General features: G+C 71.7%; 16 protein-coding genes and 1 pseudogene. 8 read left to right on the top strand and 9 right to left on the bottom strand.

Annotation, left to right across the window (positions count from 1 at the left end):
* Positions 1 to 109: 109 nt before the first annotated feature.
* The 3 genes from ACFYW8_RS04800 to ACFYW8_RS04790 all read left to right on the top strand — a co-directional run bounded on the left by ACFYW8_RS04800 (position 110) and on the right by ACFYW8_RS04790 (position 2,233).
* Complete coding sequence (locus tag ACFYW8_RS04800; RefSeq protein WP_389067883.1) at positions 110 to 745, top strand: sigma-70 family RNA polymerase sigma factor; 636 nt, start codon at positions 110 to 112, stop codon at positions 743 to 745.
* A gap of 154 nt (positions 746 to 899) precedes the next feature.
* Positions 900 to 1,484 (top strand): sigma-70 family RNA polymerase sigma factor, encoded by a 585-nt coding sequence (locus ACFYW8_RS04795; protein ID WP_389067880.1) that lies wholly within the window; start codon positions 900 to 902, stop codon positions 1,482 to 1,484.
* Positions 1,481 to 2,233, top strand: a complete 753-nt coding sequence (locus ACFYW8_RS04790; RefSeq protein WP_389067877.1) for an anti-sigma factor domain-containing protein — start codon at positions 1,481 to 1,483, stop codon at positions 2,231 to 2,233. Before ACFYW8_RS04795 ends, ACFYW8_RS04790 begins: the two co-directional genes overlap by 4 nt.
* A 126-nt stretch (positions 2,234 to 2,359) precedes the next feature.
* Here ACFYW8_RS04790 and ACFYW8_RS04785 read toward each other — a convergent pair whose 3' ends face one another.
* The 5 genes from ACFYW8_RS04785 to ACFYW8_RS04765 all read right to left on the bottom strand — a co-directional run bounded on the left by ACFYW8_RS04785 (position 2,360) and on the right by ACFYW8_RS04765 (position 7,486).
* Positions 2,360 to 3,166 carry a DUF1295 domain-containing protein gene (locus tag ACFYW8_RS04785; RefSeq protein WP_389067874.1) on the bottom strand — a complete coding sequence of 269 codons (807 nt, stop codon included), beginning with the start codon at positions 3,164 to 3,166 and terminating at the stop codon, positions 2,360 to 2,362.
* Positions 3,163 to 4,434: a class I SAM-dependent methyltransferase gene (locus tag ACFYW8_RS04780; protein WP_389067872.1), complete on the bottom strand. Its 1,272-nt coding sequence runs from the start codon at positions 4,432 to 4,434 to the stop codon at positions 3,163 to 3,165. The genes ACFYW8_RS04785 and ACFYW8_RS04780 overlap by 4 nt, the downstream gene beginning before the upstream one ends.
* A complete protein-coding gene (locus ACFYW8_RS04775) occupies positions 4,431 to 5,162 on the bottom strand; it encodes a DUF1365 domain-containing protein (protein WP_389067869.1) in 732 nt (243 codons plus the stop codon). The genes ACFYW8_RS04780 and ACFYW8_RS04775 overlap by 4 nt, the downstream gene beginning before the upstream one ends.
* Positions 5,159 to 6,484, bottom strand: coding sequence for an NAD(P)/FAD-dependent oxidoreductase (locus ACFYW8_RS04770; protein WP_389067867.1), 1,326 nt, complete (start codon positions 6,482 to 6,484; stop codon positions 5,159 to 5,161). The genes ACFYW8_RS04775 and ACFYW8_RS04770 overlap by 4 nt, the downstream gene beginning before the upstream one ends.
* Positions 6,485 to 6,649: 165 nt before the next feature.
* Positions 6,650 to 7,486, bottom strand: a complete 837-nt coding sequence (locus ACFYW8_RS04765) for an MBL fold metallo-hydrolase (protein ID WP_389067864.1) — start codon at positions 7,484 to 7,486, stop codon at positions 6,650 to 6,652.
* 121 nt (positions 7,487 to 7,607) lie between these two features.
* Here ACFYW8_RS04765 and ACFYW8_RS04760 point away from each other — a divergent pair, with 121 nt between their 5' ends.
* Both ACFYW8_RS04760 and ACFYW8_RS04755 read left to right on the top strand, forming a co-directional pair.
* Positions 7,608 to 8,210 (top strand): TetR/AcrR family transcriptional regulator, encoded by a 603-nt coding sequence (locus ACFYW8_RS04760; RefSeq protein ID WP_389067860.1) that lies wholly within the window; start codon positions 7,608 to 7,610, stop codon positions 8,208 to 8,210.
* 183 nt (positions 8,211 to 8,393) lie between these two features.
* Positions 8,394 to 8,834: an SPW repeat protein gene (locus ACFYW8_RS04755; RefSeq protein ID WP_389067858.1), complete on the top strand. Its 441-nt coding sequence runs from the start codon at positions 8,394 to 8,396 to the stop codon at positions 8,832 to 8,834.
* Between the two features lie 93 nt (positions 8,835 to 8,927).
* On the opposite strand, the pseudogene ACFYW8_RS04750 reads toward ACFYW8_RS04755, so the two are convergent.
* The 3 genes and pseudogenes from ACFYW8_RS04750 to ACFYW8_RS04740 form a co-directional block, all read right to left on the bottom strand.
* Positions 8,928 to 9,275: pseudogene (locus tag ACFYW8_RS04750) on the bottom strand (SRPBCC domain-containing protein); the annotation flags it as partial.
* Positions 9,276 to 9,350: 75 nt separating this feature from the next.
* Entirely contained in the window at positions 9,351 to 10,886 is a 1,536-nt protein-coding gene (locus ACFYW8_RS04745; RefSeq protein ID WP_389067855.1) for an AMP-binding protein, read from the bottom strand.
* A complete protein-coding gene (locus ACFYW8_RS04740; protein WP_389067852.1) occupies positions 10,886 to 11,062 on the bottom strand; it encodes a hypothetical protein in 177 nt (58 codons plus the stop codon). Before ACFYW8_RS04740 ends, ACFYW8_RS04745 begins: the two co-directional genes overlap by 1 nt.
* Positions 11,063 to 11,116: 54 nt before the next feature.
* Between ACFYW8_RS04740 and ACFYW8_RS04735 the strand changes: the two genes are divergently transcribed.
* A complete protein-coding gene (locus ACFYW8_RS04735; RefSeq protein ID WP_389067850.1) occupies positions 11,117 to 11,710 on the top strand; it encodes a GNAT family N-acetyltransferase in 594 nt (197 codons plus the stop codon).
* Positions 11,711 to 11,902: 192 nt separating this feature from the next.
* Here the strand turns inward: ACFYW8_RS04735 and ACFYW8_RS04730 are convergent, their stop codons facing one another.
* A complete protein-coding gene (locus ACFYW8_RS04730) occupies positions 11,903 to 13,357 on the bottom strand; it encodes an APC family permease (protein ID WP_389067847.1) in 1,455 nt (484 codons plus the stop codon).
* A gap of 199 nt (positions 13,358 to 13,556) precedes the next feature.
* On the opposite strand from ACFYW8_RS04730, the gene ACFYW8_RS04725 reads away from it, so the two are divergent.
* Positions 13,557 to 14,738, top strand: coding sequence for an ROK family transcriptional regulator (locus ACFYW8_RS04725; protein ID WP_389068155.1), 1,182 nt, complete (start codon positions 13,557 to 13,559; stop codon positions 14,736 to 14,738).
* Between the two features lie 353 nt (positions 14,739 to 15,091).
* Positions 15,092 to 17,818: a sugar-binding domain-containing protein gene (locus ACFYW8_RS04720; RefSeq protein WP_389067844.1), complete on the top strand. Its 2,727-nt coding sequence runs from the start codon at positions 15,092 to 15,094 to the stop codon at positions 17,816 to 17,818.
* The last annotated feature ends 44 nt before the right edge of the window (positions 17,819 to 17,862 follow it).

Raw genomic sequence — 17,862 nt, 5'->3', positions numbered from 1 at the left:
GCGACTATACGACGCAGAAACGATGCGAGTTGTCGCCTCTGTCCCATCGTTCACACGATGGGTTCACGGGGCCCGCCGCCGAAGGCGCCCGGAGCAAGGAGCCGTGGCCATGAACGCAGATCCGACCGCCGGACAGCGGCCCGCCGAGCCCGCGGACACGGTCACGAAGTCGATCACGGACACGGACACGGTCACGGACACGCTCGCGGACGCGGACCTGGCGCGGGGCATCATCGACGGGGACGAGGCCTCACTGGCCACCGCGTACCGGCGCTGGGCGCCCCTCGTCCACGCGCTCGCCCGGCGTTCGCTGGGGGACCCGCGCGAGGCCGAGGACGTCACCCAGCAGGTGTTCCTCGCCGTGTGGCGGGGCGGGCGGGGATATCGCCCGGAGCGCGGCCCCGTCGCCGGCTGGCTCGTCGGCATCACCCGTCGCAAGATCGCCGACGCGCTGTCCGCACGGACCCGGCGCACCGAACTGGTCGGCGCGGCCGGCGCACTGCTGGTCCTCGCCGACGACACGCGGACCCGCCCCGAGGCGGCGCTCGACCGTGTCCTCGTCCGGCACGAGCTGGCCAAACTCCCCACACCGCAGCGCCGGGTACTGCATCTCGCGTTCTACGAGGACCTCACACAGACACAGATCGCCCAGCGCACCGGCTGGCCTCTCGGCACCGTCAAGAGCCACTCCCGACGCGGTCTGCACCGGTTGCGCGACGGTCTGCGGCCGGCGGCGGAGGTCTGAGCGCCGTCGGCTCGCCGTGGGCCACGGGCCGTCCCGGCCGCATCACGCCGATGCGTTCCGGCAGGTCCGGACTTTTCCGGGCCGTGGGCCAATCCGCGGCCCGACCGGCTTCGGATCACATCCGAACCGTCGAAGCGTCCTGGAGGACCACACTGTGAAGGAAGCCGTGGAGATCGGGAGAAACCCGTCTGCGGAGCCGGACCTGCCGGACCTCATGGCCCGGGTGGCCCGGGGTGACCAGGAGGCGTTCGCCTCGCTCTACGACGTCGTCGCGGGCCCCGTCCTCGGCATCGTGCGCAGGGTGCTGCGCGACCGGGCGCAGTCGGAGGAGGTCGCCCAGGAGGTGCTGGTCGAGGTGTGGCGCACCGCCGCCCGCTACCGGCCCGAGCGCGGGTCGGTCATGAACTGGGTCCTCACCCTCACCCATCAGCGGGCCGTGGACCGGGTTCGCTCGGTCGAGGCCTCGACGGCGCGCGAGCACAAGGCCGCCCTCCTCGACCGGACGCCCGAGTTCGACGAGGTGACCGAACAGGTCGAGGCGCGCCTCGAACGTGAGCAGGTACGTCGCTGTCTGCGCACGCTGACGGAGCTCCAGCGCCAGTCCGTGACGCTGGCCTACTACCGCGGGCTGACCTACCGGGAGGTGGCGGAACTGCTGGCGCTTCCCCTCGGCACGGTCAAGACCCGCCTGCGTGACGGCCTGATCCGGCTTCGTGACTGCCTGGGGGTGACGGCGTGACCACGGTGGACCTGCATACGCTGACCGGCGCGTACGCGCTGCACGCGCTGGCCGACGACGAACGTGAGCGCTTCGAGCGGCACGCGGCGGACTGCGCGGACTGCGCCCAGGAGGTCCGCGAGCTGACCGCCACGGCCGCGCGGCTGGGCCTGGCCGTCACCGCCGTGCCGGGTCCGGGACTCAAGGACCAGGTCATGCGGCGGATCACCACGGTCCGGCAGGAGTCGCCGCGCACGATTCCCCTCACGACGCCGCGGGCCCCCGGCCTCCGCCGGCGCCGGCCCGCGCGGTGGGCGCTCGCCGCCGCTCTGGCCGCCGCGGCCTCGCTGGGCGGTACGGCGGTGTGGCAGCACGAGCGCGCCCAGGACGCCCAGGAGCAGGCCAGGCAGACCGAACGGCGTGCGGACCAGGTGGCCGCGGTGCTCGCCGCTCCCGACGCCACGTCGCGTACGGCGCCACTGGCCGGCGGGGCGAACGGCACGGTCGTGGTGTCCGAGAGCCGGGACCAGGCGGTGTTCATCGCCTCGCGGATGGCGAAGCCGCCGAGCGGCAAGGTCTACCAGCTCTGGTTCGACGACGCGGGCACCATGCGGTCCGCCGGGCTCATGGACCCGGGCCGCACCACCGAGGCGGTGCTGATGGACGGTTCCGTCGACGGCGCGTCCGGCATGGGGATCACCGTGGAGCCGGCCGGCGGTTCGGCCGAACCCACCTCCGATCCGCTGGCTCTGCTGAGTTTCCCCACCTGAGCGTTCGTGCCCTCACCCACTGCACCGGTGAGGGCACGAGGTGCTCGCCGTACCGCCTGTGGGTCCCCTCCGGCGGGAGGGGACCCACAGGCGACGACGCGCTGCCGAAGAAGGAACTCCGGCCGGTCAGCCGCGACGCTTCGGTGGCCGCGGAAAGAAGCCGCTGGTGCGCGCCGCGTACTCGGCGAAACCCGGGCGCTGGGCCATGTGGCGCTCCAGCATGGGCTTTCCGCTGCCCTTGATCAGGAGGTAGCTCATCACCAGCGGTGACACCAACGCCACCGCCGCCGACCCGGGGCTGTCGCAGGCGAGCAGGAACAGGCCCCACCACACGCAGAAGTCGCCGAAGTAGTTGGGGTGGCGCGTCCAGCTCCACAGGCCGCGGTCCATGACGCGTCCCCGGTGGGCCGGATCAGCCTTGAACCGGGCCAGTTGGGCATCGCCCACCGCCTCGAAGAACAGACCGAGCGCCCACAGCGCGGTGCCCGCCCACGCGAAGGCCGTCAGGGGCCCCGGAACGTACTGCGCGGCCTGGACGGGCAGCGACACCAGCCACACCAGCGCCCCTTGCAGGAGGTACACCATGCGCAGTGCGTAGAGGTCACGGCTGCCGGGGGCCTTGGCCAGCAGGGCGTCGTAGCGCGGGTCCTCGCCGTGTCCCCGGCCGCGCCGCGCGATGTGCGCCGCCAGCCGCAGTCCCCACACCGAGGTGAGGACGGTGACCAGTACGCGGCGGGCCTCGTCGCCCTCCCCGGCGGACGCCAGGAAGCTGACGAGGGCCACCGCGGTGAAGCCGATCCCCCAGGCGACGTCCACGATCCGGTGCAGGCCCTTGCGTACGGCGACGGCGAAGGTGACGAGCATGACGGCGAGCGCCGCGACGGCCGCGAGCGCGAGGTTCTGCGCGAACGCTCCCCAGGGGAAACCGCTCATCGGGCGGGGTCCTCCTTCGTGAACAGGTACTGCTGGACGTCCAGGTAGCCGGAGCGGAATCCGGCTTCGGAGTACGCGAGATAGAAGGTCCACATCCGGCGGAAGGTCTCGTCGAAGCCGAGCGCCGCGACCTCGTCGGCCCGCTCGGTGAACCGTTCGCGCCACAGGCGCAGGGTCTCCGCGTAGTGCGCCCCGAAGCCGTCCTTGCGGGTGGTGCGCAGGCCGGTGTGAGCGCGGGTCACGTCCTCCACCGCCTCCACGGAAGGCAGCAGTCCGCCCGGGAAGACGTACTTCTGGATCCAGGTGAAGGTGTCGCGGGAGGCGAGCAGGCGGTCGTGCGGCATGGTGATCGCCTGGAGCGCGACGCGGCCGCCGGGGGCGAGCCGTGCGTCGAGGGTGGCGAAGTAGACGGGCCAGAACTCCTCGCCGACCGCCTCGATCATCTCGACGCTGACCACGGCGTCGTACGTCCCGGCGGCTTCGCGGTAGTCGCACAGCTCGATGCTCACCCGGTCGTCGAGTCCCGCTTCGCGAACCCGTTCACGGGCCAGGGCCTGTTGTTCCCGGGAGAGGGTGAGCGAGGTGACGTGGGCACCGCGCGCGGCGGCGCGGATCGCCAACTCGCCCCACCCGGTGCCGATTTCGAGGAGCCGGGTGCCGGGTCCGACCTCGGCGAGGTCGAGCAGCCGGTCGATCTTGCGGTGTTGGGCGGTGGCCAGCAGCGGCCAGGAGGCGGGGAAGCCCCGGAAGAGGGCCGACGAGTAGCTGAGGGTGTCGTCGAGGAAGAGCGCGAACAGGTCGTTGGACAGGTCGTAGTGGCGGCTGATGTTGTCGCGGGCGCCGGTGGGGGTGTTGCGCTGGACGTCCGGCCTGCGCATCGCCCAGAGTCCCCGCAGCTTCTGGAGCGGGGCCGGGATCAGCTCGGCCGCGTTCCGGGCGAGGACGGTGAGCGCGGCGACCAGGTCCGGCGCGTCCCACTCCCCCGCCATGTAGGACTCGCCGAAGCCGACGAGGCCGTGGGCGCCGATGCGGCGGTGGAAGGCGGACGGGTCGTGGATCTCGATGACCGGGCCGCCGAGGCCGAGGCGGGTTCCGTCGGCGAACCGCGCTTGCAGGGGCAGGCGTCCCAGTGTGCGGCGCAGCAGCGCCCTGGTGACGGCGGTGCGGACTCGCGAGGAATCCGGCCGCGTCACCACGTCCGGCCAGCGGAGCGGGTCGGTGTCCTGTCGGGGTGCCGCCTCGACGGGGCAGGACTCGGCTGTCCTCATTTCACGTTCTCCTGGGCTCGTTGCGGGGTGCGGGGCTGGACGGGCAGTCCGCGCAGGTACAGACGGATGCCGTGCAGCCGGATGGCGGCGGACACGGCGGCGGTGGACCACGGGTGGCGCAGCGCCTGACGCAGCAGCGCGCCGACGGTGGCGGCCCGGCGCGTTCCGCGTACGGTGGCGGTGAAGGGCCGGGCGCCCGCGCGTTCCAGATGCACCGTCAGGTCGAGTCGGCTGCCGGGCACGGGCAGCCGCATCCGGTAGGCGCCGTCGACGGGGAAGAACGGCGAGACGTAGAACTCCTTGGGGGTCCGCGCGGTCCCGCTGTCGTCGGGGTGCAGCAGATAGGAGTGCCGTTCGCCGTAGGTGTTGTGCACCTCGGCGACGACGCAGCGCGCGGTGCCGTCGGGGTCGTGACACCAGTACAGGGTCAGCGGGTTGAAGACGTGGCCGAGGACCCGCGCGTGGGCGAGCATGAGTACCGGTCCGCCGTGCAGGTCGACGCCGTGCGAGGCGAGGAAGCGGTCCAGGCCCGCCCGGATGCTCGGCTGGTCGCCGTCGAAGTGGTCGCGGGGATCGAAGCGGGCCAACGGACGGAGCGGGTAGGGAAGTTCGGGCGGGTGGTCGGGGTCGGTCAGCCACATGTACGTCCGGTGACGGAGCGCGTACCGGGTGGGCTTCGTCCGTATGTGCGCGACCGTGCAGGGATAGAGGGCCGGGGTGCCGGTCACCAGGTCACCCCCAGCGCCTCGGCCGCCTCGACGCCGGACCGGCAGCCGTCCTCATGGAACCCCCAGCCGTGGTAGGCGCCGGCGTAGGCCGTCACCGGGCTGTTCAGGGCGGGGAGTCGGCGTTGGGCGGCGACGGACTCGGGGGTGTAGACGGGGTGTTCGTACTCCATGCGGGCCAGTACCCGGGCCGGGTCGACGCGGTCCTCGCCGCCGAGCGTGACGACATAGGTCTCGGGCGCGTCCAGTCGCTGCAGGCGGTTCATGTCGTAGCTCACCCGGCCCCGGTCCGCGTCGGTCTCGCAGTTCGGCATCAGGTAGTTCCAGGAGGCCCGTGCCCCGCGGGTGTGCGGCAGCAGCGCCGTGTCGGTGTGCAGCAGGGTGCTGTTGCGGGAGTAGCGGAAGGCGCCGAGCACCTCGCGCTCCAGGTGGGTGGGGTCCGCCAGCAGTCGCAGGGCCTGGTCGGGATGGACCGCGACGACCACGGAGCCGTACGAGGCGGTGGTGCCGTCCTCGGTGGTGACGTCCACACCGTCCGTGCGGCGGCGTACGGCCCGGACGGGGGTGGAGGTGTGCACAGCGTCGAGCTCTTTGGCCAGCCGGTCGACGTAGGAGCGGGAGCCGCCGGTCACCGTCCGCCAGAGCGGCGAGTCACCGACCGACAGCATGCCGTGGTGGTCCATGAAGCGGAACAGATAGGCGGCCGGGTAGCGGCGGGCGGTGGCCGCGTCGCACGACCACACCGCGGAGACGAGCGGGGTCATGAAGTGCCGGGTGAAATAGGGCGAGAACCGCTGCCGGGCCAGGAACTCGCCCAGGGTGAGGGTGTCTTCGCCGCCCTGAGCCAGCAGCCGGCGGGCGGCGCGATGGAAGACCGGCACCTCGGTGAGCATCCGCAGATAGGGGCCGCGCAGCGCGTTGAGCGGCCGGGCGAACAGACCGGCGGGGCCCCGCGCGCCCGCGTACTCCAGTCCGCATCCCTCGCACCGCACGGACATGCTCATCTCGGACGCCTGGGTGGCGACGCCGAGTTCGGCGAACAGCCTCAACAGGTTCGGGTAGGTGCGGTGGTTGTGCACGATGAAGCCCGAGTCGACGCGGTGCAGGCGCCCGTCGGACGAGGTCAGGTCGTGGGTGTGCGCGTGACCGCCGAGCCGGTCGTCCGCCTCGTAGAGGACGACGGGCCGCTCACGGCTCAGCACGTAGGCGGCGGTGAGCCCGGCCACTCCCCCGCCGATCACGGCCGTACGTCGGCGCGCCTCCTGCTTCTCCCCTTCGGCGCGCCCCGCGCCGCCGTCCGGAGCGTCTGCGGACCTGTGCCTCATCGGTTTCCTCCCGGCCGGCTCCCGATCGGAGCTCTCGGAGGTATTCCGAAGCAGAGGCCCTTACGGATTGGCCGGGCGCGATCTCTCTCGGATCAGGCGGGAGGACCGTCGGACAACACCGCGGGCGAACGGCGAAGCGCCGGGCCGCCCTGCCGGACCAGTGGGCTACCGGAAGCCCCCGTCCACGGCTCCGCCCGTGTACCGGGCCAGTTCCCAGGGGTCGTGGGCGCTGAAGACGTCGACCTCGTCGCCGTGCAGGCGGACGAGTTCCCGCAGCCGGGCGTGGTTGCCGAGGCGCAGGGGCCGGTCCACCTCGGTGATCTGCTGGAGTAGGTCCATGCCGGGGTGGCCGGCGGGACGGTCGGGGTCGATCTCGCGGTGGAAGTAGTAGGCGTCACCGCAGTGCAGGAGCCATCGTCCGGAGTCCTCGACGGCTATCGCGCTGTGGCCCCTGGTGTGCCCGCCGAGCGGGACGAGCAGGATCTCCGCGTCCATGGCTTCCAGCGGGCGGACCGCGTCGAAGCCGAACCAGGGGTCCCCCGCGGGCTCCGCGTACGTCACCCAGTGCGGGCGGTGTGCCCACTGGGCCGGGCGGTAGCGGACGCGGTCCTCGGGGTGGGCCCCCGGTGCCGCCATGGCCGCGCGGTGCTCGGCCTCGGTCAGATGGACCTTCGCCCAGGGGAAGTCGGGAAGACCGCCGGCGTGGTCGAGGTCGAGATGGCTGAGCACGATGTGCCGGACGTCCTCGGGCCGGAAGCCGAGGGCGGTGACCTGGTGCAGGGCGGTTTCGGCGAGGTCCAGGACCGGCTGAGCGCGGCCGAGGAAGTCCGCGCCGAGGCGCTCCTCGGGGCGCGCCAGATCGGTGGTACCGATGCCGCTCTCGATCAGGACGAGGCCGTCGCGGTCGGTTTCGACGAGCAGGCAGTGGCACACGGCGGGCAGGCTTCCCAGCTCGCTGTCGATCGTCCGCATGGAGCCGCAGTTCAGATGGTGGATCTTCACGATGAGTCCCTTCAGGCGCCGCCCTCGGATGCCCACGGGTAGCGGCACGGAGCCGTGGCGCAGCATAGATAACGAACGTTCGTAAGCTAATGGCGAACGATCGTTAGGTTAAACTCGCCGCATGAGCCCGCGCAAGTCCGTAGCCGAAACAGCCGCCACGCGCGGCCGGATCCTCGGGAGCGCCCTCGCGCTGGCCTCCGCCGAGGGTCTCGAAGGCCTCACCATCGGACGCCTCGCCACCGGCCTGTCGATGAGCAAGGCCGGCGTGATCGGCCACTTCGGCAGCAAGGAAGCGCTCCAGCTCGCCGTTCTGGACGCGGCGGTCGAGCGGTTCACCCTGCGCGTGCCGGCGCGGGCCGTCGGGGCCCGGCCCGGCACGGAACGGCTGGCACGCGCCTACGACGAATGGATCACCTACATGTCCGAGGACGAGGGGCACGGGGGCTGCCTCCTCACCTCGGTGGCGAGCGAGTTCGACGGCCGCCCCGGCCCGGTCCGCGACGCGGTCCTGGCCGCGCTGGGCGCGTGGACGGCGTACGTCATGACGGAACTGAACACGGCGGTCGAGACCCGCCAGCTCCCGGAGCGCACCGATGTGGACCAGCTCGCCTTCGAGCTGGGCGGTGTGGTTCTCGCGGCCGGCCAGTCGATCAAGCTGCACCACGACCCACAGGCACCGACCCGGGCACGCCGGGCCATCGCCCGTCTGCTCGTCGCCCCCTGACGCGACCTCGCGAGACCGGAGCAACCCGCGGGCTCGCCGCGCCGGTCACCCATACCGGCACCTATGCGGCCCCTCTACACATAAGGAAGAAATAAGCGCAGAATGGGGTACGCGGCGTCGACCGCGCACCGCTTCGGGCGCGGTCCGGCCGTGGAGATCGGAACAGACCGAAGGAGACGAGTCATGGCCGACGTCTCACATCACCGTGGCGACATCACCAGCCACCCGGACGCATCCGAAATGCGCGCCCGGTACGAGCGCGTGATCGGCGGTCGCGACGTACCCCTCGTGGACGGGCCGGTGTTCCTGCTCGGCCTGTACTGCGCCGCGTCGCCGTGGATACTCCACTACACGACGAACCAGCCCGACCTGGCGACACACAACCTGATCATGGGGATCGCGATCGGTGTCCTGGCTCTGGGGTTCACCGCCAGGCCGGGAAGGATGTACGGCCTCAGCTGGGCGATCTGCGCGATGGGGACCTGGATGATCATCTCGCCGTGGATCGTCGGCAGCAGCCCGGACACCGGAGTCGCGCTCAACAGCATCGTCATCGGCGCCCTGGCCGTACTGCTCGGCGCGGTGTGCGCGCTCACGGCGGACCGAAGCGGCAGACGACTGTAGGCCCGGGGAGGTACGGGCACCCGGCATCAGGGCGGCCGGGTGCCCTCGTCCTGCGCCCTGCGGCCTCGCCCCGTGTCCGCGTCCGCCCCGGCCTCAGCGGCTCGGCATGAGCCACGGTTCCTGGGGCAGCGGACTGCCGGTCTCCAGCAGGGACTTCAGGTTGGACAGGACCGCGGCCCAGCCGGAGGTGGCGTCGCGCAGCGCGTCCTCGCCGGGCAGGTCCTCGTGCGTCACCGTCAGCCGCACGATGTCGGCGTGCCGCTGGATGTCGAAGGTCACGCGGGAGTACGCGTCCACCCCGCCCTCGTCCCCGGGGGCGGCCCAAGTGGTCACGAGTCGGTTCGGGCGCCCGCTCTCCACCACGGTCCCGACCACGTCGGCGACACCGGAGCCGTCCGTGCGCCGGTGCTCCCAGCGGGATCCGGTCCGCCAGTCCGACGCATTGCTGTGGCCCCAGTAGGCGGCGGGGAGACCCGGTCGCCTGCCGCCGAGGTGGCGGACGACCGAGGGAAACGGTCAGTTGACGTCCCGGTCGCGGCCCTCCCAGTACGGCTTGCGCAGCTTGTACTTCTGGAGCTTGCCCGTGGCCGTCCGGGCCAGCCCGCTCCGGAACTCGACCGAGGTCGGCGCCTTGTAGCCGGCGAGGCGCTCCTTGCAGTACTGGATCAGCTCACCCTCTGTCGCCTCCGCGCCCGGCGCGAGGACCACCAGGGCTTTGACCGTCTCGCCCCACTTCTCGTGCGGCACGCCGATCACCGCGACCTCGGCGACCGCGGGATGGCTGAAGAGCGCGTCCTCCACCTCGATCGAGGACACGTTCTCACCGCCCGTGATGATCACGTCCTTCTTGCGGTCGCTGATCGTCAGATAGCCGTCCTCGCCGATGGACCCGCCGTCACCGGTGTGGAACCAGCCGTCGGCCAGTGCCCGTTCGGTCTCCGCGGGCTGCTCCCAGTACCCCTCCAGTACGACGTTGGAGCGCGCGAGGATCTCGCCGTCGCCTGCGGTGCGCAGGGTCACGCCCAGCGCGGGGACACCGGCGCGCACCAGTCTCTCGGCGCGGGCCTGCGGGTCGAGGTCGTCCCATTCGGAGCGGGTGCGGTTGACGGTGAGCAGGGGTGAGGTCTCCGTGAGGCCGTAGATCTGGATGAACTCCCAGCCCAGCAGGGACTCGACGCGGGCGACGGTCCTGGTCGGCGGCGGCGCTCCTGCGACGATGATGCGGACCCGGTCGCGGCCGGGGATCTCGCCGTCCCAGGACTCGGCGGCGGCCAGCACCGCGTTGACGACGGCCGGCGCCGCGCACATCACCGTCACCCCGTGCTCGGTCACCCGGCGCAGGATCTCCGCCCCGTCGACCTTGCGCAAGGCGATCTGCCGGACGCCGAGGCCCGCCATCGCGAAGGGCATCCCCCACCCGTTCGCATGGAACATGGGCAGGGTGTGCAGGTACACATCGCGGTCGGTGACACCGGCGTGCAGGGCGAAGGTCGTGGCGTTGACCCAGATGTTGCGGTGGGTGATCTGTACGCCCTTGGGCCGGGCCGTCGTTCCGCTGGTGTAGTTGATCGTCGCGGTGGAGTTCTCGTCCTCCTCCCACAGGCGGGGTTCGGTGCCGAAGCGGTACAGCTCGGCGTCCGTGGCGGCGCCGAGGGTGAAGCGGTGTTTGCAGTGGACCCCGGCGAAGCGGTCGGTCAGTTCGGGGTCGACGAGCAGGACGCTCGCACCGGAGTGCTCGACGATGTAACTCACCTCGTCGGCCGTCAGCCGGAAGTTGACCGGCACGAGGACCCGGCCGTGGCCGCTGACCCCGAAGAACGAGGTGAGCAGCCTGGCACTGTTGGGCGAGACGACGGCCACGCGCGCGCCGTGCGGCACGTCCAGCGCGTCGAGCCCGGCGGCCTGGGCCCTGGCCAGTTCTCCGACGCGCCGGTAGGTCAGCCCCTCCCAGGCCTCGGCCGGCTGGTCGGGTTCGTCGACGACACCCACGCGGTCGCCGTACACGGTCACGGCGCGGTCCAGGAAATCACGGGCCCCGAAGGGGACGAGCATCACGGCCTCCCGACGATCGGACGATGTCCAAGTTCTATCCCGGCCGGGCCCCGGCGCACCCCGACAACCCCCAAGTGGTCCTCGGCCAAGGTGTCCGTGCCCGCGCCCGCGTTCGTGCCCACGCCCGCGTCCATGCCCACGCCCGCGTCCGTGTCCACGCCCGCGTCCGTATCCATGTGCGTGCCCCGGCCTCCTTGGCCGTCGGCCGCCCGAGGCGTCACGATCGTCCGATGGACAGCCGACCGACGTTCGACTTCCCCGGGCCGCTGCGTATCGCCGGGCTGGGGCTGCATCTGCGCGAGTGGTCCGACGACGATGCCGCGGATCTCGTCGCGCTCTACGACGATCCCGAGATCGACCGGTGGACGCCGGTCGCCTCACCGTTCGACGCCCAGGCGGCGCTCGCCTACCTCGCGGCGGCCGAGCAGAAGAGCGCCGAGGGGCGGGGCGTACAGCTGGCGATCACCACGGACGGTGAGCGGCCCCGGGGCGAGATCCTGCTGTTCCGCGGCACGGGTGACGAGCGGGACGTCGAGCTCGCCTACGGCGTGGGGGCCGCCTACCGGGGCCAGGGGCTCGCGACCCGCGCGGTCCGGCTCGTGGTGGACTTCGCGCACCGTCACGTCGGCGGGCGGCGCATCGTGCTGTGCATCGAGGACGGGAACACCGCGAGCGAAGGGGTTGCCAAGGCGGCGGGCTTCGTTCTCGCCGGTGACGAGCCCGTCCTGCGCACGGCGAAGGGCCGGGACGTGGTCCTTCGGACCTGGAGCCATCTGGAAGGCGAGGGCCGTGGCCGGCCGTCACACTCACCCGCGATGAGCTGACTGTCTGCTCCGTGGCCGGGGGCAACCGGCTGCCCGGCGGGTCCAGCGGGTCCAGCGGGTCCAGCGGGTCCAGCGGGTCCAGCGGGTCCAGCGGGTCCAGCGGGTCCAGCGGGTCCAGCGGCCGAAGTCTGCCAGTCCGTCGGATTCCGGTGGGCGCCCCCGGACATCACGCGTCCGGGGGCGCCCGGACCCTCACGCCCCGGCCGGCTCCGCCTCCGGAACCGGTGCCGTCAGGTACTCCTCGGTGATCTCCTTCGGGCCGAAGGGCCACACCTTCTCCAGGCGCGCCCAGACGGCGAAGGCGACGAGGCCGAGGGCGAGCCAGGCCAGCGACCACTCGATGGGGTGGCGGCCCGGGGAGTTCCTGTCCGCGTAGCCGTAGATGGTGAGCCAGCCGGCGAGGGCGAGGAAGCTCGGCACCGGGTAGAGCCACATCCGGTACGGGCGGCGCAGGCCCGGCTGCCGTTTGCGCAGCACCGACAGGGCGACGACCTGGGCCAGCGCCTGGACGATGACCATGACGGTGGTCAGCAGCTGGATGAGGGTGGCGAGGTCGGTGTGGCGGCCGATCAGGAACCCGATCGCCGTGATGACGCCCATGGTGGCCAGGCCCAGCATCGGGAAGCGGTGCCTGGGGTGGAGTTTGGCGTAGGGGCGGAAGAAGACACGCTCGCGGGCGGCGTCGTAGGGCACTCGCGAACCGCCGAGCAGCCCGGTGAAGACCGAGGCGAACGCGGTGATCAGGATGAGGACGGTGACGGTGTCGGCGGCGCCCTTGCCCCAGGTCTCCTCCATGACCGCGGAGGCCACCGAGGTGGAGGCGATGTCACCGGGGTTCTTCATCCGGTGCCAGTCGATGACACCGAGCGTGCCGATCTGGAGCAGCAGGTAGATCGCCATGATGCCGAGGATCGAGTAGATGATGGAGCGGGGCAGGGTGCGGCCGGGGTCTTTGATCTCCGCGCCCATGTACGCGGTGGTGTTGTAGCCGAGGTAGTCGTAGATGCCGATGGTCAGACCCGCGGCGAAGCCGACCCAGAAGGTACCGCTGGACAGCTCGAAGGCGTGTGCCGGGTAGGTGAAGGCGAGGTCGGCGCTGAAGTCGGTGGCCGCGGCGACGATCACGAGGAGGACCGAGGTGATCATCACGGCCCACATGACGGCGGTGATCCGCGCGATGTGCTCGATCCCCCGCCACAGCAGGAGGACGACGACGGCGATCATGCCGAGTCCGACGAGGTCGCCGGTGGTTTTGCCCATGTCGGGGGCCAGATAGCCCAGGTACTGGACGAAGCCGACCACCCCGGTGGACATGATCAGCGGGATGAAGAGCATCGCCGTCCACACGAAGAGGAACGGCATCAGGCGCCCGGTGCGGTATTGGAAGGCCTGGCGCAGATAGACGTAACTGCCGCCGGAACCGGGCATGGCGGCGCCGAGCTCGGCCCAGATGAGCCCGTCGGCGAGCGCCAGCAGAGCGCCCGCGACGAAGCCGATGACAGCCTGCGGGCCGCCGAACGCGGCGACCATCAGCGGGATCGTCACGAACGGCCCGATGCCGCACATCTGGCTCATGTTGATGGCGATGGCCTGGAACATGCCGACGCGGCGGACGAAACCGCCGGCGGGTGGCGGGGTACCGGACACGGGTCCTCCTCAGGACAGGACGCGGGGAGAGGTACGAGGTGACGGCCGGCCTCGATGGCGGCCGGCGGATCAAGGGCGGCGGGTGACCGTCCGGCGCCGGTCTCCCCTCGGCTCGCCCGGCGAGGCTGACTGGGCGATAAAGTTAAGGAGCCTTACTAGATGCGTCAAGGGGGCGTCACGAATGAGCAAGAATGGTCCGATGCCCGCCGGCGACGCCGCAGAGCAGCCCGAACAGCCCTGGAACCGCCGACGGCTGCGCAGCACCAACGAGCGACTGCTCCTCGACCGGCTGCGCACCGATGGTGCCGCCTCGCGCGCGCAACTCGCCCGCGAGACGGGGCTGTCCAAGCCGACGGTCTCCAGCGCGCTCGCCGCGCTGGAGGAGGCGGGACTGGTCCACGAGGTCGGCACGCGCGCGCCCGAGCGCGGCCGGGTCGCCGTCCTGTACGCCCCCGACCCCGCGGCCGGGTACGCGCTCGGCATCGACATCGGCCGTAGCTGGCTGCGCGTGGCGGTCGCCGATCTCGACGGCGCGGTGGTCGCGCGCGCCGACGTGCGCAACCGCGCCCGTACCTCCGGCGCCATGGCCGACCTCGTGGTCTCCACCGCCCACCAGGTCGTCGCCAACTCCGGTGTCGGCGCGCACGAGGTGGCTCACGCGGTGGTGGGAACGCCGGGTGTGTACGACGAGCGGCAGCGCCGGGTGCGGTACGCGATGCATCTGCCGGGGTGGGGCCGGGCGGGCCTGTTCGACCGGATGCGGGAGGAACTGGGCATCCCGCTGGAGGTGCACAACGACGCGAACCTCGCGGCGCTCGGCGAGTACACGTACGGAGTGGGCGCCGGCAGCCGACTGTTCGCGTACATCATGATCGGCACCGGACTCGGCATGGGTGTCGTCAGCGAGGGACGGCTGTTCACGGGGGCGCACGGCGGGGCCGGCGAGATCGGTTTCCTGCCGTGGCCGGGCCGGCACAAGCCCGGGACCCTGGAGGACGCGGTGTCCGGCGAGGCGGTCGTGGAAGCCGCCCGGCACTTCGGCATGACGGGGCAACTGACCGCGAAGGCCGTCTTCGACGCGGCGCGGGAAGGGCACGGGCCCGCGGTCGAGGCGGTCCGGCTGGAGGGCGAGCGGATCGCGCACACGGTGGCGGCCGCGGCGGCGGTGCTCGATCCCGATCTGGTCGTTCTGGGCGGCGGGGTCGGCCACAGCGTCGATCTGCTGCTGCGGCCCGTCCGCGAGACCCTGCGCGCTCTCACACCGCTGCGCCCGCGGATCGCACCCGGCCGTCTGGGCGAGGACGCGGTGCTGCTCGGCGCGGTCGCCACGGCGCTTGGCACGGCACGCGATGTGGTGTTCGAGCGCAGGTCGGCCACCTGAACCGAACGGCATCCGCCGGGTACGACACAACTGACCCGGCCTGCACGCCGGGCAGGCCCGGCGCGGCCGACATGGCCGGCACTTGGGCACCGCGGGCACGGTCGGCACCGCGGGCGCGGACCGTGACGCGGGCGCGGACCGTGACGCGGGCGCGGCGATGTGGGCGGCGGGTGGTGCGGCCGGCGTGAGGTAGGTACCGGGGGGGCGAGCGGGGCGGCCCGCGGCGCTGTGCCGGGCGGGGGTCGGTGATTGACATGGCTTACTCACCGGCCTAGCTTGTGGGTCAGTTAGTAAAGTTTCCTAACTTGCAGTGCCGAAGCGCGGATGCTCCCCCACCTCCCAAGGAGATCACCGTGTTCCACCGCCCTGCCTCCCGGCGGCGCCTCGCCACGGCCGCCGTCGCCCTGGGCCTGCTGTGCACCCTCTCCGCGAGCGCCTGGGCCGACGGGCCCGACCCCGAAACGGCCGCCACACCACACGTCCGCGTCACACCGGTGCCCTCCGCGCCGGGCAGCGCCACGGCCCTCTCGGGGTACGCGATCCAGTCCACCGCCAAGGTGGCCGACCCGGCGTCCGCCGTCTCCAGCCCCGGCTACCGGGTGAACGGCTGGTACCCGGCCGGCTCCCGCTCCACGGTCCTCGCGGCGCTGCTCGCGAACGGGACCTACGCGGATCCCTTCTACTCGACGAACCTGCGGAAGATCCCGAAGGCCGCCTTCACCGTGCCCTGGTGGTACCGCTCGGACTTCACGGTCACCGACACCTCCGAGCGCAGTCACCTGGACTTCAGCGGGGTGATCTCGGCTGCGGACGTCTACGTCAACGGCCGTCGGGTCGCCGACGCCGCCGAGGTGGCCGGCGCCTACACGCGTCACGAGCTGGACATCACCTCCCTGGTGCGCACGGGCACCAACACGGTCGCCTTCCGTATCCGGCCCAACGACCCGAACAAGAACCTGACCATGGGCTGGATCGACTGGCTCCAGCCGCCGCCCGACCAGAACATGGGCATCGTCCGTGACGTCCTCGTCCGGCGCGGCGGCCCGGTCGCGCTGCGCGACGCACATGTACTGACCCGTCTCGACGTCCCCTCTCTCCGGTCCGCGGACCTCACGGTCAAGGCGCGGGCCCACAACGAGACCGGCTCGGCCGTCACCGCCACGGTGTCCGGCCGCATCGGCCCGGTGTCCTTCTCGAAGAGCGTTCCGCTCGCGGCCCACCAGACGAAGTCGGTCACCTTCTCGCCCTCCGAGGTCCCCGGGCTGCATCTGCCGAAGCCGAAGGTGTGGTGGCCCGCGGGCATGGGCGGGCAGCCGCTCTACGCCCTCGATCTGACCGCGTCCCTCGCCGGTACCGTCTCCGACACCGCGCACGAGGACTTCGGTGTCCGCGAGGTGAAGGCGCCCCTGAACTCCGACGGCGCCCGGCAGTACAGCGTCAACGGCCGCAGGCTGCTCATCAAGGGCGGCGGCTGGTCCCCCGACGAGTTCCTGCGCTGGGACCGGGGGTATGTCGAGGACCGGTTGAAGTACGTCCTCGATCTGGGCCTCAACACCGTCCGTCTCGAAGGCCACATCGAGCCGGACGAGTTCTTCGACCTCGCCGACCGCTACGGCGTTCTCACCCTGCCCGGCTGGGAGTGCTGCGACAAGTGGGAGGGACAGGTCAACGGCACGGAGACCGGCGACAAGTGGACCGCCGCCGACTACCCGGTCGCCCAGGCGTCGATGGCCGCCGAGGCCGCCCGGCTGCGCGACCACCCGAGCGTCATCTCCTTCCTGATCGGCAGCGACTTCGCGCCGGACGCCAGGATCGAGAAGACCTACCTCGACGCACTGAGGGCGGCCGACTGGCCGACACCGGTGGTCGCCGCGGCGTCCGACAAGTCCTCCCCCGTGTCGGGCAGTTCGGGCATGAAGATGACCGGGCCCTACGACTGGATCCCGCCCGACTACTGGTACGCCAAGCGCGAGGGCGGAGCCACCGGCTTCAACTCCGAGACCGGCGCGGGCCCCGACATCCCCACGCTCGACACCCTGCGCCGCATGATGTCGCCCGCCGAACTGGACACCCTCTGGAAGAACCCGGACGTCAGGCAGTACCACCGCTCACCGTCCCCGGTCTTCGGCACCCTCAAGATCTACGACGCCGCCCTCGCCGGCCGCTACGGCGCGCCGACCGGTCTCACCGACTACGTACGCAAGGCGCAGCTCGCCCAGTACGAGAACGTGCGGGCGCAGTTCGAGGCCTACGGGCGCAACGCCACCGACCCCTCGAAGCCCTCGACCGGGGTCGTCCACTGGATGCTCAACAGTGGATGGACCTCGCTGCACTGGCAGTTGATGGACCGTTACCTCGACCAGGGCGGGGCCTACTTCGGAGCGAAGAAGGCCAACGAGCCGCTGCACATCCAGTACTCGTACGACGACCGGTCCGTCGTCGTCGTGAACAACCGGCACACGTCCGTGTCCGGCCTCACGGCGCGCGTCACGCTCTTCGACACCGACGGGACACAGAGGTACGACAGGACGGCGACCGGTGTCACCGTGCGCGGTGACGGGGCGCGCGGCACCGCGCTCACGGTGCCGTCCTCGGTGAGCGGTCTCTCGACGACGTATCTGGCTCGGCTGGTGCTGCGCGACACCGGAGGCAGGGAGGTCAGCCGCAACGTGTACTGGCTGTCGACCCGGCCGGACACCATCGACTGGGCCGACACCGACTGGTACTACACGCCGACGACGAGCTACGCGGACCTCAAGGGGCTCAACTCCATGGCCCGGGTGCCGGTTTCGGCCTCGGTGTCGACCTCGTCCGGACCCGGCGGGACCTCCACGACGAAGGTCACCCTGCGCAACGACGGGGCCGGGAAGACGCCCTCGCTCCTCACCGACGCGCATCTCGTGGACGCCAAGGGCAGGCCGGTGCTGCCGGTGCGGTGGTCCGACAACCAGGTGAGCCTGTGGCCGGGCGAGTCGGTGACGCTGACGGCGACCTGCCGGACGGCCGATCTGCACGGGGCCGGGCCCGCGGTCCGGGTCTCCGGGTGGAACACGCCGGAGCGGACGATCCGGTCCCGGTAGGGCGGCGGGCCGAGCGGAACGGCGCGGGCCCGGAGGAACGGTGC

The organism is Streptomyces sp. NPDC002742, from assembly GCF_042888885.1.
GTDB lineage: Bacteria > Actinomycetota > Actinomycetes > Streptomycetales > Streptomycetaceae > Streptomyces.
Note: the sequence above shows the minus strand (reverse complement) of the source record. Positions and strands in the feature narration are given on the sequence as shown.

What these genes read in the sequence shown, in the direction of transcription:
- ACFYW8_RS04800 (WP_389067883.1), top strand. Translation starts at nt 110, where the DNA reads ATGAACGCAGATCCGACCGCCGGACAGCGGCCCGCCGAGCCCGCGGAC.
- ACFYW8_RS04785 (WP_389067874.1), bottom strand. Translation starts at nt 3,166, where the DNA reads ATGAGCGGTTTCCCCTGGGGAGCGTTCGCGCAGAACCTCGCGCTCGCG.
- ACFYW8_RS04780 (WP_389067872.1), bottom strand. Translation starts at nt 4,434, where the DNA reads ATGAGGACAGCCGAGTCCTGCCCCGTCGAGGCGGCACCCCGACAGGAC.
- ACFYW8_RS04770 (WP_389067867.1), bottom strand. Translation starts at nt 6,484, where the DNA reads ATGAGGCACAGGTCCGCAGACGCTCCGGACGGCGGCGCGGGGCGCGCC.
- ACFYW8_RS04760 (WP_389067860.1), top strand. Translation starts at nt 7,608, where the DNA reads ATGAGCCCGCGCAAGTCCGTAGCCGAAACAGCCGCCACGCGCGGCCGG.
- ACFYW8_RS04755 (WP_389067858.1), top strand. Translation starts at nt 8,394, where the DNA reads ATGGCCGACGTCTCACATCACCGTGGCGACATCACCAGCCACCCGGAC.
- ACFYW8_RS04745 (WP_389067855.1), bottom strand. Translation starts at nt 10,886, where the DNA reads ATGCTCGTCCCCTTCGGGGCCCGTGATTTCCTGGACCGCGCCGTGACC.
- ACFYW8_RS04740 (WP_389067852.1), bottom strand. Translation starts at nt 11,062, where the DNA reads ATGGATACGGACGCGGGCGTGGACACGGACGCGGGCGTGGGCATGGAC.
- ACFYW8_RS04735 (WP_389067850.1), top strand. Translation starts at nt 11,117, where the DNA reads ATGGACAGCCGACCGACGTTCGACTTCCCCGGGCCGCTGCGTATCGCC.
- ACFYW8_RS04725 (WP_389068155.1), top strand. Translation starts at nt 13,557, where the DNA reads ATGCCCGCCGGCGACGCCGCAGAGCAGCCCGAACAGCCCTGGAACCGC.